General features: G+C 39.4%; 14 protein-coding genes. All 14 read left to right on the top strand.

Annotated features, from left to right (window positions below):
* The first annotated feature begins 4 nt into the window (after positions 1 to 4).
* The 14 genes from LJD61_RS01060 to murG all read left to right on the top strand — a co-directional run bounded on the left by LJD61_RS01060 (position 5) and on the right by murG (position 16809).
* The gene (locus tag LJD61_RS01060; protein ID WP_255225641.1) at positions 5 to 1768 is read left to right on the top strand and encodes a V-type ATP synthase subunit A; all 1764 of its coding nucleotides are present in this window, start codon (positions 5 to 7) and stop codon (positions 1766 to 1768) included.
* The gene (locus LJD61_RS01055; RefSeq protein ID WP_255225640.1) at positions 1761 to 3149 is read left to right on the top strand and encodes a V-type ATP synthase subunit B; all 1389 of its coding nucleotides are present in this window, start codon (positions 1761 to 1763) and stop codon (positions 3147 to 3149) included. Before LJD61_RS01060 ends, LJD61_RS01055 begins: the two co-directional genes overlap by 8 nt.
* Positions 3150 to 3791, top strand: a complete 642-nt coding sequence (locus tag LJD61_RS01050; protein WP_255225639.1) for a V-type ATP synthase subunit D — start codon at positions 3150 to 3152, stop codon at positions 3789 to 3791.
* A gap of 192 nt (positions 3792 to 3983) precedes the next feature.
* Positions 3984 to 4706, top strand: a complete 723-nt coding sequence (gene lgt / locus LJD61_RS01045; RefSeq protein ID WP_255225638.1) for a prolipoprotein diacylglyceryl transferase — start codon at positions 3984 to 3986, stop codon at positions 4704 to 4706.
* A 366-nt stretch (positions 4707 to 5072) separates the two neighbouring features.
* Positions 5073 to 5504 carry a division/cell wall cluster transcriptional repressor MraZ gene (gene mraZ, locus LJD61_RS01040; protein WP_255225637.1) on the top strand — a complete coding sequence of 144 codons (432 nt, stop codon included), beginning with the start codon at positions 5073 to 5075 and terminating at the stop codon, positions 5502 to 5504.
* A 244-nt stretch (positions 5505 to 5748) separates the two neighbouring features.
* Positions 5749 to 6693, top strand: a complete 945-nt coding sequence (gene rsmH, locus LJD61_RS01035) for a 16S rRNA (cytosine(1402)-N(4))-methyltransferase RsmH (protein ID WP_255225636.1) — start codon at positions 5749 to 5751, stop codon at positions 6691 to 6693.
* Between the two features lie 18 nt (positions 6694 to 6711).
* The gene (locus LJD61_RS01030; protein WP_255225635.1) at positions 6712 to 7206 is read left to right on the top strand and encodes an FtsB/FtsL family cell division protein; all 495 of its coding nucleotides are present in this window, start codon (positions 6712 to 6714) and stop codon (positions 7204 to 7206) included.
* 31 nt (positions 7207 to 7237) lie between these two features.
* Positions 7238 to 9211: a stage V sporulation protein D gene (locus LJD61_RS01025; RefSeq protein WP_255226002.1), complete on the top strand. Its 1974-nt coding sequence runs from the start codon at positions 7238 to 7240 to the stop codon at positions 9209 to 9211.
* A 173-nt stretch (positions 9212 to 9384) separates the two neighbouring features.
* Positions 9385 to 10842 carry a UDP-N-acetylmuramoyl-L-alanyl-D-glutamate--2,6-diaminopimelate ligase gene (locus LJD61_RS01020; protein WP_255225634.1) on the top strand — a complete coding sequence of 486 codons (1458 nt, stop codon included), beginning with the start codon at positions 9385 to 9387 and terminating at the stop codon, positions 10840 to 10842.
* Positions 10843 to 10850: 8 nt separating this feature from the next.
* A complete protein-coding gene (locus LJD61_RS01015) occupies positions 10851 to 12233 on the top strand; it encodes a UDP-N-acetylmuramoyl-tripeptide--D-alanyl-D-alanine ligase (protein WP_255226001.1) in 1383 nt (460 codons plus the stop codon).
* A complete protein-coding gene (gene mraY, locus LJD61_RS01010; RefSeq protein ID WP_255225633.1) occupies positions 12226 to 13200 on the top strand; it encodes a phospho-N-acetylmuramoyl-pentapeptide-transferase in 975 nt (324 codons plus the stop codon). The genes LJD61_RS01015 and mraY overlap by 8 nt, the downstream gene beginning before the upstream one ends.
* Before the next feature lie 24 nt (positions 13201 to 13224).
* Positions 13225 to 14571, top strand: a complete 1347-nt coding sequence (gene murD, locus LJD61_RS01005; protein ID WP_255225632.1) for a UDP-N-acetylmuramoyl-L-alanine--D-glutamate ligase — start codon at positions 13225 to 13227, stop codon at positions 14569 to 14571.
* Between the two features lie 13 nt (positions 14572 to 14584).
* Entirely contained in the window at positions 14585 to 15697 is a 1113-nt protein-coding gene (gene spoVE, locus LJD61_RS01000) for a stage V sporulation protein E (RefSeq protein ID WP_255225631.1), read from the top strand.
* Between the two features lie 5 nt (positions 15698 to 15702).
* On the top strand, positions 15703 to 16809 hold the full coding sequence (murG, locus tag LJD61_RS00995) for an undecaprenyldiphospho-muramoylpentapeptide beta-N-acetylglucosaminyltransferase (protein WP_255225630.1): 1107 nt from the start codon (positions 15703 to 15705) through the stop codon (positions 16807 to 16809).
* Positions 16810 to 16946: the final 137 nt, after the last annotated feature.

The raw sequence follows: 16946 nt of genomic DNA, 5'->3' as shown, positions 1-16946 counted from the left end.
TATCTTGAAAGTTGGAAAGATAATAAAGGTATCTGGCCCCTTGGTCATTGCTGAGGGGATGGACGAAGCCAATGTATATGATGTAGTCCATGTTTCAAATAATAAGCTTATTGGTGAAATAATAGAGATGAGAGGTGACAGAGCCTCTATCCAGGTATATGAAGAAACAACCGGAATAGGCCCTGGAGACCCTGTATATACAACAGGAGAGCCTCTATCGGTAGAATTAGGACCTGGCCTATTGGAAGCAATGTTTGACGGCATACAAAGGCCTCTTGAGCCATTAAGAGCAATTGCCGGAGATTTTCTTTCAAAGGGCACTGAAGTAAAAAGTCTTGACAGAGAAAAAAAGTGGCATTTTACACCCGCTGTTAAGGTTGGAGATAAGGTTGTTCAGGGAGATGTGATAGGAACCGTACAAGAAACTCCCATAGTTCTTCATAAAATAATGGTACCCTATGGGACATCCGGTGAAGTAACGGATATTAAAGAAGGAGATTTTACGGTAGTAGATGATGTATGTATTCTGGATGGGAAAATTAAACTCCAGATGATGCAAAAATGGCCTGTAAGAAAGGGCAGAGGATACCAGAAGAAGCTAAATCCTACAGTACCGCTGCTAACGGGTCAAAGGGTAATAGATACATTTTTCCCTGTATCAAAAGGCGGAACAGCTGCAATTCCGGGCCCCTTTGGTTCCGGTAAAACCGTTGTGCAGCATCAGCTTGCAAAATGGGCAGATTCCGAAATCGTTGTATATGTAGGCTGCGGTGAGCGCGGCAATGAGATGACGGACGTTCTTATGGAGTTCCCTGAGATTATCGACCCAACTACCGGGGAATCACTTATGAAGAGGACAGTTCTTATTGCAAACACTTCCAATATGCCTGTGGCTGCCAGAGAAGCATCCATATATACGGGAATAACCATAGCCGAATATTTCAGAGATATGGGCTATTCTGTAGCTATAATGGCCGATTCCACTTCCAGATGGGCAGAAGCACTAAGAGAAATGTCCGGAAGACTTGAGGAAATGCCGGGAGATGAAGGCTATCCCGCTTACCTTGCATCGCGTGCTGCAGAATTCTATGAAAGGGCAGGAAAAGTAGTATGTTATGGCAGTGATAATAGGGAAGGTGCCGTAACGGTTATAGGCGCCGTATCACCTCCGGGAGGAGATATTTCCGAGCCGGTTTCCCAGGCTACCTTAAGAATTGTTAAGGTATTCTGGAGCTTGGATTATGCTCTTTCTTACAAGAGACATTTCCCGGCTATAAATTGGTTAAATTCATATTCATTATATCAAACAAAAATAGATGAATGGATGAATGAGAATATAGACCCTGAATTCGCGGCTAACAGAGCAAAGGCAATGAATCTGCTCCAGGATGAAACGGGCCTCTTAGAGATAGTAAGGCTGGTAGGAAGAGATTCATTATCTGAAGAGGATCAGCTAAAGCTTGAAGCAACGAAGTCTATAAGGGAAGACTTCCTACAGCAGAATGCGTTCCACGAAGTTGATACCTTCTGCTCATTAGCAAAGCAAAATAAAATGCTTAAACTGATATTGAACTTTTTTGATCAGGGGAAGAGAGCCCTGGAGCAAGGTGTTTATCTAAAGGATATAGAAAAAATGGAAGTAAGAAATAAAATAGCCCGTGCTAAGTATATAGCCGAGGAAGATTTAGATAAAATCGATGACATTGATGCAGAATTGATTGCCAGTGTAGATAATCTCATAAGCAAGGGAGGTATCCTCAATGCTTAAAGAATATAAAACAGTTAGAGAAGTAGTAGGACCGCTGATGATAGTTGAAGGGGTAGAAGGGGTTAAATATGAAGAACTGGTTGAGATAGAATTGCAAACCGGTGAGAAGAGACGAGGAAGGGTTCTTGAGGTCAACGAAGACAAAGCTATGATCCAGCTTTTTGAGGGCTCTTCGGGAATAAATCTAAAGAGCACCAGCGTAAGATTCTTAGGAAAGCCTCTTGAATTAGGCGTTTCTCCTGATATGATAGGCAGAGTGTTTGACGGTTTAGGCCGCCCCAAGGATAATGGACCTAAGATAATTCCGGAAAAGAAGATTGATATAAACGGTGTGCCCATGAATCCGGTAGCAAGGGATTATCCGGATGAATTTATTCAAACAGGTATTTCTTGTATAGACGGATTGAATACATTGGTCAGAGGACAAAAACTCCCGATTTTCTCCGGCTCAGGATTGCCGCACAATGAAGTTGCTGCTCAGATTGCAAGACAAGCAAACGTTTTGGGCTCTGGTGAGAAATTCGCTGTTGTGTTTGCTGCTATGGGTATAACCTTTGAAGAAGCTGAATTTTTTATTGATGACTTTACAAAAACCGGCGCTATAGACAGAGCCGTATTATTTATAAATTTGGCCAATGACCCTGCTATAGAAAGGATTGCAACACCGCGTATGGCCCTTACCTGTGCTGAATATTTAGCTTTTGAGAAGGATATGCATGTACTTGTCATACTGACAGATATGACTAACTATGCTGAAGCATTGAGAGAAACATCAGCAGCCAGAAAAGAAGTTCCCGGCAGGCGTGGATATCCGGGATACTTATATACCGACCTCTCAACCATATACGAGAGAGCAGGAAAGATCAGAGGAAGGAAAGGCTCTATAACGCAGATACCGATACTGACAATGCCTGAGGATGATATCACCCATCCGATTCCTGACTTAACAGGATATATAACCGAAGGACAGATCATACTATCAAGAGAATTATATAAGAGGGGCTTGCAGCCTCCCATAAACGTTGTTCCTTCTCTTTCAAGACTTAAGGATAAAGGAATTGGCAAGAAAAAAACAAGGGAAGACCATGCTGACACAATGAATCAATTGTATGCTGCTTATACTTCAGGCAGAGAAGCAAGAGAGCTGGCTACCATACTGGGAGAATCTGCGCTTTCGGATGCTGATAAAGCATTTGCTAAATTTGCTGAAGAATTTGATAAAGAATATGTAAATCAAGGATATCAAAACAATAGAAGCATTATCGACACCTTGGATCTTGGGTGGGAGTTATTGAAGATCATCCCAAGAAGTGAGCTCAAGAGAATCAGAGATGAGTTCCTTGACAAGTATCTGCCACAAGAAGACAAAGGGGCTGAGTAGATGGCTAAGCTGAATGTGAATCCTACTCGAATGGAGCTGACCGGGCTTAAGAAGAGGTTATCAACTGCAAAGAGAGGTCATAAGCTCCTTAAGGACAAACAAGATGAGCTCATGAGGAGATTTATCGAGTTGATTAAAAAGAATAAGTCTCTTAGGATGAAGGTCGAAGAGGAATTGCAAGATTCCTTTAGGGACTTTTTGCTCGCTAGTGCAGTCATGTCTCCTGAGATGCTGGAGGAGGCTGTGGCCTTTCCAAAGGAAAATATTACGGTGGATATAAAGAAAAAAAATGTAATGAGTGTAAATGTGCCTGTTATGAATTTTATCAGGAAGCTTGAAGGCGATGAGGGGAGTATTTATCCTTATGGATTCGCTCAGACTTCATCAGAACTGGACGATGCCATATCCAAGCTTTATGGGATAATGTCTAAGCTATTGGAATTGGCTGAGGTAGAAAAAGCTTGCCAGTTGATGGCCGATGAGATTGAAAAGACCAGAAGAAGAGTGAACGCCCTGGAATATAGGACTATACCTGACCTGGAAGATACTATAAGGTTTATTAGAATGAAATTGGATGAGAGTGAAAGAAGTACAATCACTCGTTTGATGAAGGTAAAAGATATTATCAGCAAAGAAGCTTAAGAAACCGCAGCGAAAGCTGCGGTTTCTTGTATTATCTTCTCTTAAGCTTGACATTTTTGAGGATTTATAATTATAATTTATAGATGAACAGCATCTGAATTGGCTCCTTTCAAGCTGATAAAACTAGCTAAAAGAGGCTGCGGATTTATTTTATAGCATAAAAGACATATATTGAGTATTGGAGGAATTCTAATGAATCCTGTTGCATTTGATATTTTCGGAATATCCATCAGGTGGTATGGCATTTTGATTTCCATGGGCATGCTGCTGGGAATTTTTCTTGCTTATTACGAGGCAAAAAAGCAAGGGTATAATCCTGATGATATTATTGACCTGTCCTTATGGGTTATACCTGCTGCTTTAATAGGCGCAAGGCTATATTACGTGGCCTTTCAATGGGAGTATTACAAAGGCGATATCCTTAAAATACTCAATACAAGAGAAGGCGGGCTTGCTGTACACGGCGGCCTTATCGCAGCAGTTTTGGTAGGCTACTTTTTTACCAGGGCAAAGAATATGCCTTTCTGGAAAACCGCCGACATTGTTGCACCTTCTATAGCACTTGGCCAGGCGATAGGCAGATGGGGGAACTTTATCAACGGAGAAGCATACGGAGGCCCCACAGATCTCCCCTGGGGCATTATGGTAGATGGTGTAAAGGTGCATCCTGCTTTTTTATATGAATCCATATGGGATTTGGGTTTATTTATATTCTTGATCATATATAGAAGAAATAAAAAGTTTAATGGAGAGATTTTCTTATTATATGCCATAATATATTCTGCGGGAAGGTTCTGGATTGAAGGCCTGAGGACTGACAGCCTGATGTTTATGGGAATGAGGACTGCCCAGCTCATAAGCATTGCTATAATCGCTTTCGGGTTAGTATTATATTTTATTATGAGGAGAAGATAACCACTGAAAGACACGGAATTTTCCACGAAAAAACACGGAGGGGAAATTATTAATAATTCCCATATAAATTCGTGCTCTACACTATGAACCCAAAGGAACCCCCAGAATTTACTGGGTTCTGAATCCTTAGTTCTATGCTCAAACCCTAGAGGAATACCCTGATACCAGAGGCTAGCAGCTAGAAGCCAGAAGCAAAATAATAAAATGGTACGTTGGAATATAGTTCTAACGTACCATTTTGATTTTTTATGGCTTTTTGAAATTTTTTGGAAGGATTTTTAAATAATATAGAGAATTATATTGATAGTGGGATGAAGTGGGTCGAAGTGGAGAAAAGTGAAGTAATTTAGCAAAGTGGTGGCGAGGATGTTCATTGGTGAGTACAGACATACTCTGGATAATAAAAACAGGCTTATCATGCCTGCAAAATTTAGGGATGAATTAGGTTCGACCTTTGTTATTACTAAAGGGCTGGACAACTGTTTATTCATTTATTCCGGAGATGAATGGAAAAATATCGAGAATAAACTGAAGACATTGCCTATGACAAACAAAGATGCCAGAGCTTTTGTAAGATTTTTCTTCGCAGGTGCCACAGAATGTGAGATAGATAAGCAAGGCAGGGTATTGATACCATCAAACTTAAAGGAGTTTGCGAAAATTGATAAGGATGCGGTAATCATCGGCGTATCTACAAGATTGGAATTGTGGAGCCTTGAAGAATGGAATAAATTTAACAGTGATGCAAATATTAGCTATGAAGATGTGGCTGAAAAAATGTCTCAGCTGGGGATTTAGTTAAGAGACGGAAACCACTGAAAGACACGGAATTTTTCATGAAAAAACATAAAGGGTTTTTTATTTATTGATTGTTAATTAGCAGCTTTTAACTATTGATTGCTATCATTTGGGTATTTTACTAGGATCAAAATTAATAATTTCATGCAACTTTAATATTATAAAAATTTAGTGATTTTTTGTGTGGTTTCAGTGACTTTTTGTATTCCCCGTTCACCATTTTAAAATAGAAGAAGGTGATATTTTGGATTTTGTGCATATTCCAGTGTTATTAGATGAGAGTATTAATGGCTTGAACATAAAAAAATCAGGCATATACATAGATGGCACCATAGGTGGTGCAGGCCATTCAAAGGAAATTGCAAAACTGATAGGCTCAGAAGGCTTATTGATAGGAATAGATCAGGATATAAATGCAATAAATGCTGCGAGAGAGAATCTTAAGGAATATGGGAAGAGAATAAAGCTTATAAATGATAACTTTAAGAATATGAAGGCCATCGTAAACGGGTTAGGGATAAATGGAGTGGATGGAATACTTCTGGATCTTGGAGTTTCTTCACATCAATTGGATGAAGAAGAAAGAGGCTTTAGTTACATGAAAGATGCAGAATTGGATATGAGGATGGACAGAAGAAATCCTTTAACTGCAGAAATAATTGTCAACGAGTGGCCTGAGCAAGATATTTTTAATATAATAAGAGACTATGGAGAGGAAAGATGGGCTAAAAGAATCGCCGAATTTATCGGTAATGAAAGAGCAAAAGCAAGGATTACGAGCACCCTTAAGCTTGTAGAAATAATTAAGAAGGCTATACCGGCTTCCGCCAGAAGAGAAGGCCCCCATCCTGCTAAGCGGACTTTTCAGGCTCTAAGAATAGCGGTGAATGATGAGCTTGGAATACTCGAAAAAACAATAAACGATGGGGTAGATTTGCTTAAACCTGATGGAAGGCTGTGTATTATTACCTTCCATTCTCTGGAGGACAGAATAGTTAAAACCATGTTCAATAAATTGGAGAAGCCGTGCACTTGTCCGCCTAGAATGCCGCAATGTATTTGTGGACAGGTTCCCTTAATAAAGGCTATAACAAGAAAGCCTATAGTTGCCGGCGTTAAGGAATTGGACGAAAATTCCAGATCTAGAAGTGCTAAATTGAGAGTGGCTGAAAGACTGGGTTCTAAATAAAAGTAAGGGGGAATAAAATTGTTAGTAGCAGATAATAGAGCATATGATTACAGCAGAGAAAATTATATAAATGATGCACCCCTTTTTGATGAAGAGAAGAAACCGATAGCTAAAAAGGTAAAGAAAGCAAAGCCAAGAGCACGTATTCTTCCCATTATCATGGTATTTTCCATGAGTATTTTGATGATATCTCGCTATGCTTATATAGCTGAAATAAATTTTAATAACAGCAAGCTTGAGAAGGAGTATAAGGAAACATTGAAGCAAAATGAAGCTCTTAAGGTAAGCTTGATGCACACCATTAACCTGCAGACGCTGGAAAAGATAGCTGTAGAAGAGTTGAATATGCAATACCCCGATCCTGACCAAATAGTTTATGTGGCCGCAGCGAAGCCGGTCGTAAAAAACAATAGCTATGAAAAATCCTATTTTTCAAAGGAAGATGTAGAAGAAAACAAATATATAACAAAAGCAAAACTTCTTATCAATAGTTTTATTAGTTTATTAGATTAAGTTTCCCTAAGGGGGTATTAGCTTGGCAGGAGTGGCAAAAAAGGTTAAAGGAAGAGTTCTATTTTTATTAGGCGGGTTTACTATATTATTTTTACTGCTGATCGTAAGGCTGTTTCAAATTCAAGTGGTAGATGGAGCAGAATATCAGCAGAAAGCTATGGAGCAGTGGACAAGGGATGTGCCGGTACCTTCAAAAAGAGGAATTATTTATGACAGAAACGGTAAGGAGCTTGCAACAAGTGCACCGGCTTATGAAATTTATGTCAGGCCTGTAGAGGTAAAGGACAAGGAAATCGTGGCGCAGACTCTTTCTGAAGTTCTTCAAATGAATAAAGAGGATCTGTTGGAGAAGGTTTCTGCAAAGAAAGATACACAAATAATCAAGAAAAAGGTAGACTCTGATACGGTAAAGATTTTGAGAGAGAAAAATATCAAGGGCCTAATTTTTGTTGATGATAGCAAACGGTTCTATCCTCAAAGCAATTTTGCATCCTATATACTAGGATTTACAAATTATGATAATCAAGGTCAAGATGGTGTAGAAGCAACTTTTGAAAAATATCTCAACGGCTTCCCCGGCAGGGATATTAAGATGACTGATGCACAAGGAAGGGAACTTCCGGGAAGCGATAGAAAATATTACGAGCCTGAGGATGGCTTAAACCTTATTTTAACCATAGATGAAGTCATACAGCATTTCGCTGAAAAAGCGGTTGAAAGTGCTCTTATTGAGACTAATGCGAAAAGGGTAACTGCAATAGTAATGGACCCTAAAACCGGAGATGTCCTTGCTATGGCAGTGAAGCCGGATTATGATAATAACGACCCCAGAAAGATTCCCGATGAATTAAAGGATAAATGGGATTCTATGAGTTCCACAGAGCAGTATAATGCCTTATTTAAAGTCTGGAGGAATCCGGCGATTTCAGATACTTATGAGCCTGGCTCCACCTTTAAGACAATAACCTCAGCTGCCGGATTAGAAGAAGGTGTGGTAAGGCCTGAGGACAGATTCTATTGTTCCGGTTCTGTGCTGGTGGCAGGAAGAAGATTAAAATGCTGGAGGAGTTATAATCCTCATGGGAGTGAGACATTTATACAAGGTGTTCAAAATTCATGCAACCCGGTTTTCATTGAAGTCGCCCAGCGCTTGGGCAAAGAAAAGTTCTACAAATATATACAGGGTTTTGGATTTGGGTCGCCTACCAACATAAAACTACTGGGGGAAGCTTCCGGTATTGTAAGGAATATAAATTCTGTGGGTCCCGTAGAGCTGGCTAATAACTCTTTTGGTCAGGGTATTACCGTTACGCCTATACAGCTGATCACCGCTGTATCCGCAGTGATAAATGATGGATATCTTATGGAGCCCAGGATTGCAAAAAAACTTGTAGATAAAGACGGCAATACGATTCATGACTTTCAGCCCCGTGAGGTGCGCCAAGTTATTTCTAAAGAGACATCTGCGACAATGAGAAAAATTCTTGAGTCGGTTGTTTCGGAAGGTTCAGGCAGAGGAGCTTATATTCCAGGGTACAAGGTAGGGGGTAAGACCGGTACAGCACAAAAAGCTGAGGATGGCAGATATGTGCCGGGAAAATATGTTGCATCCTTTATTGGATTTGCACCTGCCAATGATCCCAAAATTACCGTGTTGGTGGTAATCGATGAGCCTGGCGGCGGAAGCTATTATGGCGGCGTCATTGCCACTCCAGTGGTAAAAAGTATTATTTCCGACACTTTGAGGTATATGGATGTTAAGCCTCAATATACAGAGGAAGAGGCAAAGCAGCTGATGAAAGGAAAAGTTATAGTGCCGGAAATAAGAAATATGAAATTGAAAGATGCTAGAAAGCTCTTAAGTGAAAATAAGCTGCAATATAGATTGGAAGAGGAGCAGGGAGAGCCTACGGAAGATTCCCTGATCTTGGATCAGACCCCAAGGGCTAATGCAAAGGTTGATGAAGGGTCTGTAGTAATAATATATGCAAAACCAAAAGAATAAAAGAATAAGTATTGTAATAACTAGATACAAGGCAACGGAGTTAAAGAGATTCTTTAATTCCAGTTGCCTTTTTCCAGATGGTAAAGCATAATAAAAAGGTAAAAGCAGAAATGATGTATAATAATTACATATATATTCCATTATGTGAAAACAATAGTTATGAGGTGAGAGCATTGAAGCTGATCAAGCTTTTAGAAAACACGAAGATTATAAGATATTCCGGGAATTTGGATGCTGAGATAGAAGGCATCGCATATGACTCAAGAAAAGTATCGAAGAACTTTCTTTTCATATGCATAAGAGGCAGTTTTTCAGATGGTCATGACTTCATCGATAAAGCGGTAGAAAATGGAGCTGTTGCCGTTATAGTGGATAAAGCCGTAGAACGAGCTGATGTTGCTGTGATACAAGTAGAGAATTCAAGAGCGGCTATGCCTATAATAGGGGCAAATTTTTATGAGCACCCTACCGATGAACTGAAGCTTATTGGGGTAACTGGGACTAACGGAAAAACAACTACAACGTATTTTATAAGATCAATAATGCAGCATGCAGAAAAAGAAGCTGGCTTAATAGGAACTATTTCTGTTGATGTAGGCAGCAAAAAGGTGGAATCTTCCAGAACAACACCGGAATCCGTGGATTTGCAAAGGATTTTTAGGGATATGCTTTCTAACGGAGCAGAATATGGCATCATGGAGGTTTCGTCCCATTCCCTTGAGTTTGGACGGGTGGATCAATGCAGATTTCAAATAGGCATATTTACAAACCTGACCCAGGATCATTTGGACTTTCATGGAAATTTTGAAAATTATAGGAGAGCAAAAGAAAAACTATTTTATAAGACCACTAAGGCAAATATCATAAATATCGATGACGAGCACGGAAGAATAATCTGCAGCAGAATTAAAGAGCAGGATACACCTTTGCTCACATTCGGTATAGATAGAGAAGCTAATATTATGGCCAAGGATATAGAGATAAATGATGAGGGTATCAGATTCACTTTGATGACACCTGAATATGAGGCAATTATAAGAAGCAGCATTCCGGGGAAATTCAGCGTATACAATTCACTGGCAGCAGCGAGTGTTGCTTATGTTGAAGGAATCGGCAAAGAATTTATATGCCGGGGGATTGAAGCGGCGGGTTTTGTGCCGGGAAGATCAGAAGTGCTTCCTTTAGATAAGCCTTACAAGATCATCATAGACTATGCTCATGCACCGGATGGACTGGAAAACATATTAAAATCCATAAGGCATTATGCAAAAGGCAGAATAATTACTGTATTTGGCTGCGGCGGAGATAGAGACAAGACAAAAAGGCCAATAATGGGCGAAATTGCCGGAAGGCTATCCGATTATGCTATAATTACTTCAGATAACCCAAGAAGCGAAGACCCAAATATGATCATCGATCAAATAGAAGAAGGCATGAAGACTACGAATTGTGATTATATATGTATAGAGAACAGAAAAGATGCAATAAGGCATGCGATGATGATGGCAGAGGCTTCAGATATTATATTATTAGCGGGCAAGGGTCATGAGGCTTATCAGGTTTTGAAGGATAAAGTCATTGACTTTGATGAAAGAGAGATTGTAAAAGAACTTCTCAAGGAGGGTATATAGTGGAACCGATGAACATTGCCGAAATTGCAGAGGCTTTGAACGGTAAGCTAATGAACTGTAAAGAAAGCTTTATGGTGAACGGGATAAATACCGATAGCAGGAAAGTAAAATCCGGTGAGTTGTTTATACCTATCAAAGGACCAAATTTCGACGGCCATGATTTTATTTATAAGGCTATGGATGCAGGCGCCTGTGCAGCAATATCTCACAATTATTTAAATGCGGCAAACTTTCCCTATATATTGGTTGAAGATACTCAAGCTGCTTTGATGAGGCTTGCTTCGTATTACAGATCAAAGTTTAATATACCGGCAGTGGCGGTTACCGGGAGCTCCGGAAAAACCACAACTAAAGAAATGATAGCATCTGTTTTGGGAGAAAGCTTTCAAGTATTAAAAAATGAAGGAAATTTAAATAATACAATAGGGCTGCCCATGACTGTATTTCGCATGGAAAAGCATCACACTATCTGTGTTTTTGAAATGGGAATGAATAAGCCCGGGGAAATAGAAAGCCTGGCTTCTATTGTGAAGCCTGATGTTGGCATAATAACAAATGTGGGTACGGCTCATATTGAGTTTTTGGGCTCCAGAGAAAATATATTAAAGGCTAAAAAAGAGATATTTACATACTTTACTGTAAACAATACAGCTATAATAAATGGCGATGATGATATGCTTGCATCAATTCATGATTTGCCTTGCAAAATCATAAAATACGGCATTAATAACGAAAATGACCTATCTGCAAAGGATGTAAAACAACGAGGTGATGAGGGCATGGAGTTTACACTAAACATAAACGGCAATGCTGAGCCGTTTTTCGTACCTTTAATAGGGGTTCATAATGTTTATAATGCTTTATGCTCTATTGCAGTGGGCTTGACAATGAAAATGGAGATAGAAAAGATCAAAAAAGGGCTGGCGAGGTTTATCCCGGGCAAGATGAGGATGGAGATTTTCTCATCAAAAAATGGGATCAGAGTGATAAATGATTCGTATAATGCAAACCCCGATTCAGTTTCAGCGGCTATTGAGGTCTTGAGGAACATGTCCTGTAGAGGGAGAAGGGTTTTGATATTGGCTGATATGATGGAACTTGGGGAATACTCAGAAATAGGGCACCGCAAAGTGGGGGAGAAAGCAGTCCAATCAAAGGTTGATATATTGATTACCATAGGTGAAAAGGTCAAGGATATCCGGCAGGGGGCACTGGATAACGATATGAAGGAAGAAAATATTTATTGCTTCAGCAGCAATAATGATGCAATTTCCAATTTGAGAAAAATACTTATGCCCTATGATACTGTTTTGATAAAAGGTTCAAGAATAATGAAATTGGAAGAGATAGCAGATTCTCTTAGAGAGAGGGGTTTCACAAAGGATGAATAAATTTTTTGCCAGCGAATATAAAATGTTTATTATATGCATAATATCTTCTTTTGTTCTTGCATTGATTGCCGGGCCGATATTGATACCAATCTTAAAGAAAATGAAGTTTGGCCAGAATATAAGGGATGATGGCCCTCAAAGCCATTTAAAAAAAGCAGGGATACCAACTATCGGCGGTTTAATTTTCATTATTCCTGCAGTGATTGTTTCCATGGCCTTTTCGAAGGATAAGGATATGCTCCTGGTTTTGGTCACAACCTTGCTCTATGGGGCAATAGGATTTGCCGATGATTATATAAAGATCGTTAAAAAGCGGTCGCTGGGCTTAAAAGCTTGGCAAAAGATTTTAGCCCAATTTGCAGCCGCGCTGTTTTTAAGCTATATAGCTGGTGGCACTAATCAGACGGGAACAGAGATATTGGTGCCTTTCACCGGAAAATTCTTTGATTTGGGAATGTTTTATATACCTTTCATAGTATTTATTATATTAGGTACAGTAAATAGCGTGAATTTGACAGACGGACTTGATGGCCTTGCCGGTGGGATCACTATAGTGGTTTTGGGATTTTTTGCAGTAATTTCACTGGCTGTAAGAAATCTTGGAATTTTAGTTTTTTGTGGTTCTTTTATAGGTGCCATATTAGGATTCTTAAGATTTAATTCTCATCCGGCCCAAGTTTTTATGGGTGATACAGGCTCCTTGGCTCTAGGCGGTGCTGTTGCCTCCTTAGCGGTTATTATGAAGCTGCCGCTTTTTCTGGCTATTGTAGGAGCTATATACGTAGCGGAAGCCCTATCCGATATCATTCAGGTCGTACATTTTAAGAGGACAGGAAAACGAGTATTTAAAATGGCACCTCTGCATCATCATTTTGAATTGTCGGGTTGGGCTGAAACTAAGGTTGTTTCTGTGTTTATTATTACTGCAATTATTCTATGCCTCATTGGAATTCTGGCTTTTAATTGATATGGAAAGGTTGGTAGTTACGAAATGGAAAACAAAAATGTCTTGGTGTTAGGTGCTGCTATAACCGGAATACCTACTGCAATCGAGCTTCATAATATGGGATATGACGTTATTATAAATGATTATAAGCCGTTATCAGAGCTTGATGAATCTATACGTGAGCTTGAAGGGCTGTCAATTGAAATAATTACAGGGAATCATCCTCTTGACCTGGCTTATACCTGTGATTTTATAGTTATAAGCCCCGGAGTGCCTACAGATATACCTCTTGTAGAAGAAGCCAGAAAACTAGGCAAAGAGGTTATAAGTGAAATAGAGCTTGGATATAGAATGACAAAGACCCCCATAATTGCCATAACGGGTACCAATGGCAAAACTACTACAACTGCTTTATTGGGAGAGATAATGGAGGCCAGCGGAAGAAAAACTTTTGTTACCGGCAACATAGGAAGCCCGATGATTGCAGAAGTAAAAAATGCATCACCGGAAGATGTATTTGTTTTGGAGGCCAGCAGTTTTCAGTTGGAAACAACAATTGATTTCAAGCCTGCAGTGAGTGCAATTTTAAATATCACACCTGACCACTTGAACAGGCATAAAACCCTTGAAAACTATATAAGCGCAAAATCAAAAATTTTTTCAAACCAAAGCAAAGAGGATTATACAATATTAAATTGGGATAACCCTGAAACCAGAAAGTTATCGGGCTTAGCAAAAAGCAAAGTATTATTCTTCAGCAGAAAAGAAATTCTTCCTGAGGGAGCTTATGTAGAGGATGAATATTTGACCTTATCCTTGAATGGCAAAAAAGTGAGGGTTATAGATATAAAGGATATATTTATACCCGGAAAGCATAATTTGGAAAATGCATTAGCGGCTGCATTGATAGCATACTGCATGGACGTGGATGAAAATATAATCAAAAAGATATTGCAAGATTTCAGGGGTGTAGAGCATAGAATAGAGTATGTATGTGAAATTGACGGAGTTATATACTATAATGATTCAAAAGGCACTAATCCTGATTCTTCTATTCAAGCATTGATCACGATGACTAGACCTACGGTGCTTATTGCAGGAGGTATGGATAAAGGAACAGATTTTGATGAATTCGTATCCTATTTTGATGGAAAAGTAAAAGCTCTGGTGTTATTTGGAGAGACTGCAGCTAAAATTGATGCAGCAGCACGCCAGGCAGGCTTTTATAACATATATCAAGTGTCTGATCTGGAAGAAGCGGTGATAAAGAGCAAAGAGCTTGCATCGTCAGGCGATTGTGTATTATTGTCTCCTGCATGTGCAAGCTGGGATATGTTTAAAAGCTACGAACAAAGAGGGAGATTATTTAAGAGTATAGTAAGGGGATTATAAGGGGGGCTGGTCAATGCCTGCAAAAAGTAAAGGTAATATTGATTTTACTTTGATGGTGACGGTTTTTGTATTATTAGCCATTGGGATCACTATGGTATTTAGTGCAAGTGCTGCATCTTCTTATCTGAAATACAATGACAGCTATTTGTATCTGAAAAGCCAGGGGTTATATGCTATTATAAGCATAATAGCCATGCTTGTGTTGAGCAAGCTTGATTATAAAATACTGGGAAGATATGCATTGCTTTTCGTATTGGTCAGCCTAGTTTTATTGATAGCCATATTCATTCCCGGACTCGGCTATGGAGCTAAAGGTGCTGTCAGATGGATAAAAATAGGCCCATGGACCATGCAGCCATCAGAATTTGCAAAAACAGCCTTGATAATTTTTATGGCAAAAAGCTTGAGCAATAAAAAGGACAAGGTGAGACAATTTGTTCAAGGCGTAGTTCCTTACATACTTTTAATGATAGTATATTTTGCTTTGATCATAATTCAGCCCAATCTTAGTATGGCCGGAAGCATATTGATCATAACTTTTGTTATGCTGTTTGCCGCTGGAGCTAAGATTGGCCATCTGCTGGTATGGGCTGTTCCTATTCTTCCGGCAGTTATCTATCTGGTAACAAAGGAAAGTTATAGGTTAAACAGATGGCTATCCTTTAGAGATCCTTGGGCTGACCCTTTAAATACAGGCTATCAGGCTATACAATCCCTTTTAGCCCTTGGGTCGGGTGGTTTATTTGGACTAGGGCTCGGCAATAGCAGACAAAAGTTCTTCTATATACCTGAAGCACAAAATGATTTTATTTTTTCTATTATAGGTGAAGAATTAGGATTTATTGGAGCAGCTACAGTTTTGTTCTTATTTTTGTTTTTGATCTGGAGAGGAATAAGGATTGCTCTTCACGCTCCTGATATGTTTGGGTGCTTATTGGCCACAGGCATAACATGTATGATCGGCATTCAAGTGGCTATAAATATCGCTGTTGTGACGGTATCTATGCCTACAACCGGAGTAACTCTCCCTCTAATAAGCTCTGGCGGCTCTTCCTTATTATTTGTTATGTCAAATATAGGAATTTTGTTGAACATATCGAGAAGTGTCAAAACTGAGGGGAGTTGAAGCAAATGAAGGTGATTCTGGCAGGCGGCGGGACAGGCGGACATATCTACCCTGCTGTAGCTATCGCAAGAGGGATATTAGAAAAATATGAAAAAGCCGATATACTTTTTATCGGAACTGAAAAAGGGATGGAAAGTTCAATAATTCCGAGAGAAGGATTCCCTTTCAGGAAGATAAAAGTGAGAGGATTTATGAGAAAGATGACATTTGAAAATGTTATTGCAGTAAAGGAAAATCTATTGAGCCTTATAGAATGCCGCAGGATAATTAAAAGCTTTAAACCCGATATTGTAATAGGCACGGGCGGATATGTATGCGGCACCATGCTTATGACTGCTGCTCTATCTGGTATTCCCACTTTAATACATGAGCAGAATGCCTTTCCCGGGATTACAAATAGAATTCTATCAAGATTTGTAGACAAGATAGCATTAACATTTCCGGAAGCATCTGATTATTTTCATAGCAAGTATAAAATTTCAGTTACAGGAAATCCGCTTAGAGGTGAGATAACCACGATAGGCAAAGATGATGGTATGGCGGCCTTCGGCTTTGATGAAAAAAAGCCTCTCCTATTGATAATTGGAGGCAGTAGAGGAGCTAAAAAAATAAATGAGAGCATCATGCTTATTGCAGCAGATTGTGAAAAAAATAGAGAGTTTCAGCTGCTGCATATGACCGGGGAAAGCCAATATGAGAGTGTTATTTCATTGTATAAGAAAAAGGGCATTCCTTACAATACATCATACCTAAAGGTTATGCCGTATATTCATAATGCTCCGTATGCATTGGCAGCAGCCGATTTGATAATAAGCAGGTGCGGTGCAGGCCTTATATCAGAGATTACGGCTCTTGGCAAGCCGTCAATATTGATTCCGTACCCTTATGCAACAGATAACCATCAGGAATATAATGCTCGAGCCCTAGAGAAATATGGGGCAGCTAATGTTATACTTGAAAGTGGCTTAAATGAAGACCTGCTTTTTTCACAGGTAAAAAAGCTTTTTTCAAATCCAGATAAAATGAAGGATATGGCGTTGAATAGTAAGCGATTAGGTAAGCCGAATGCAGCTTCTGATATTGTTGAAGCTATTGAAACTTTGTTGAACTAGACTTCATCAGGGCTAAAACAACGGAAAGATAATATGATATAATGTATTAGTAAGAGTTTAAATTGCCTTGGTAACACCTTAGGAAGAATTGCATAATATGTTAGTGTGATTACTATAAGCACTTCCTGGAGGTGTCG

The sequence above is a fragment of the Lutispora saccharofermentans genome (assembly GCF_024363565.1).
Taxonomy (GTDB): domain Bacteria; phylum Bacillota; class Clostridia; order Lutisporales; family Lutisporaceae; genus Lutispora; species Lutispora saccharofermentans.
This window is presented reverse-complemented; position numbering and strand designations above follow the sequence as displayed.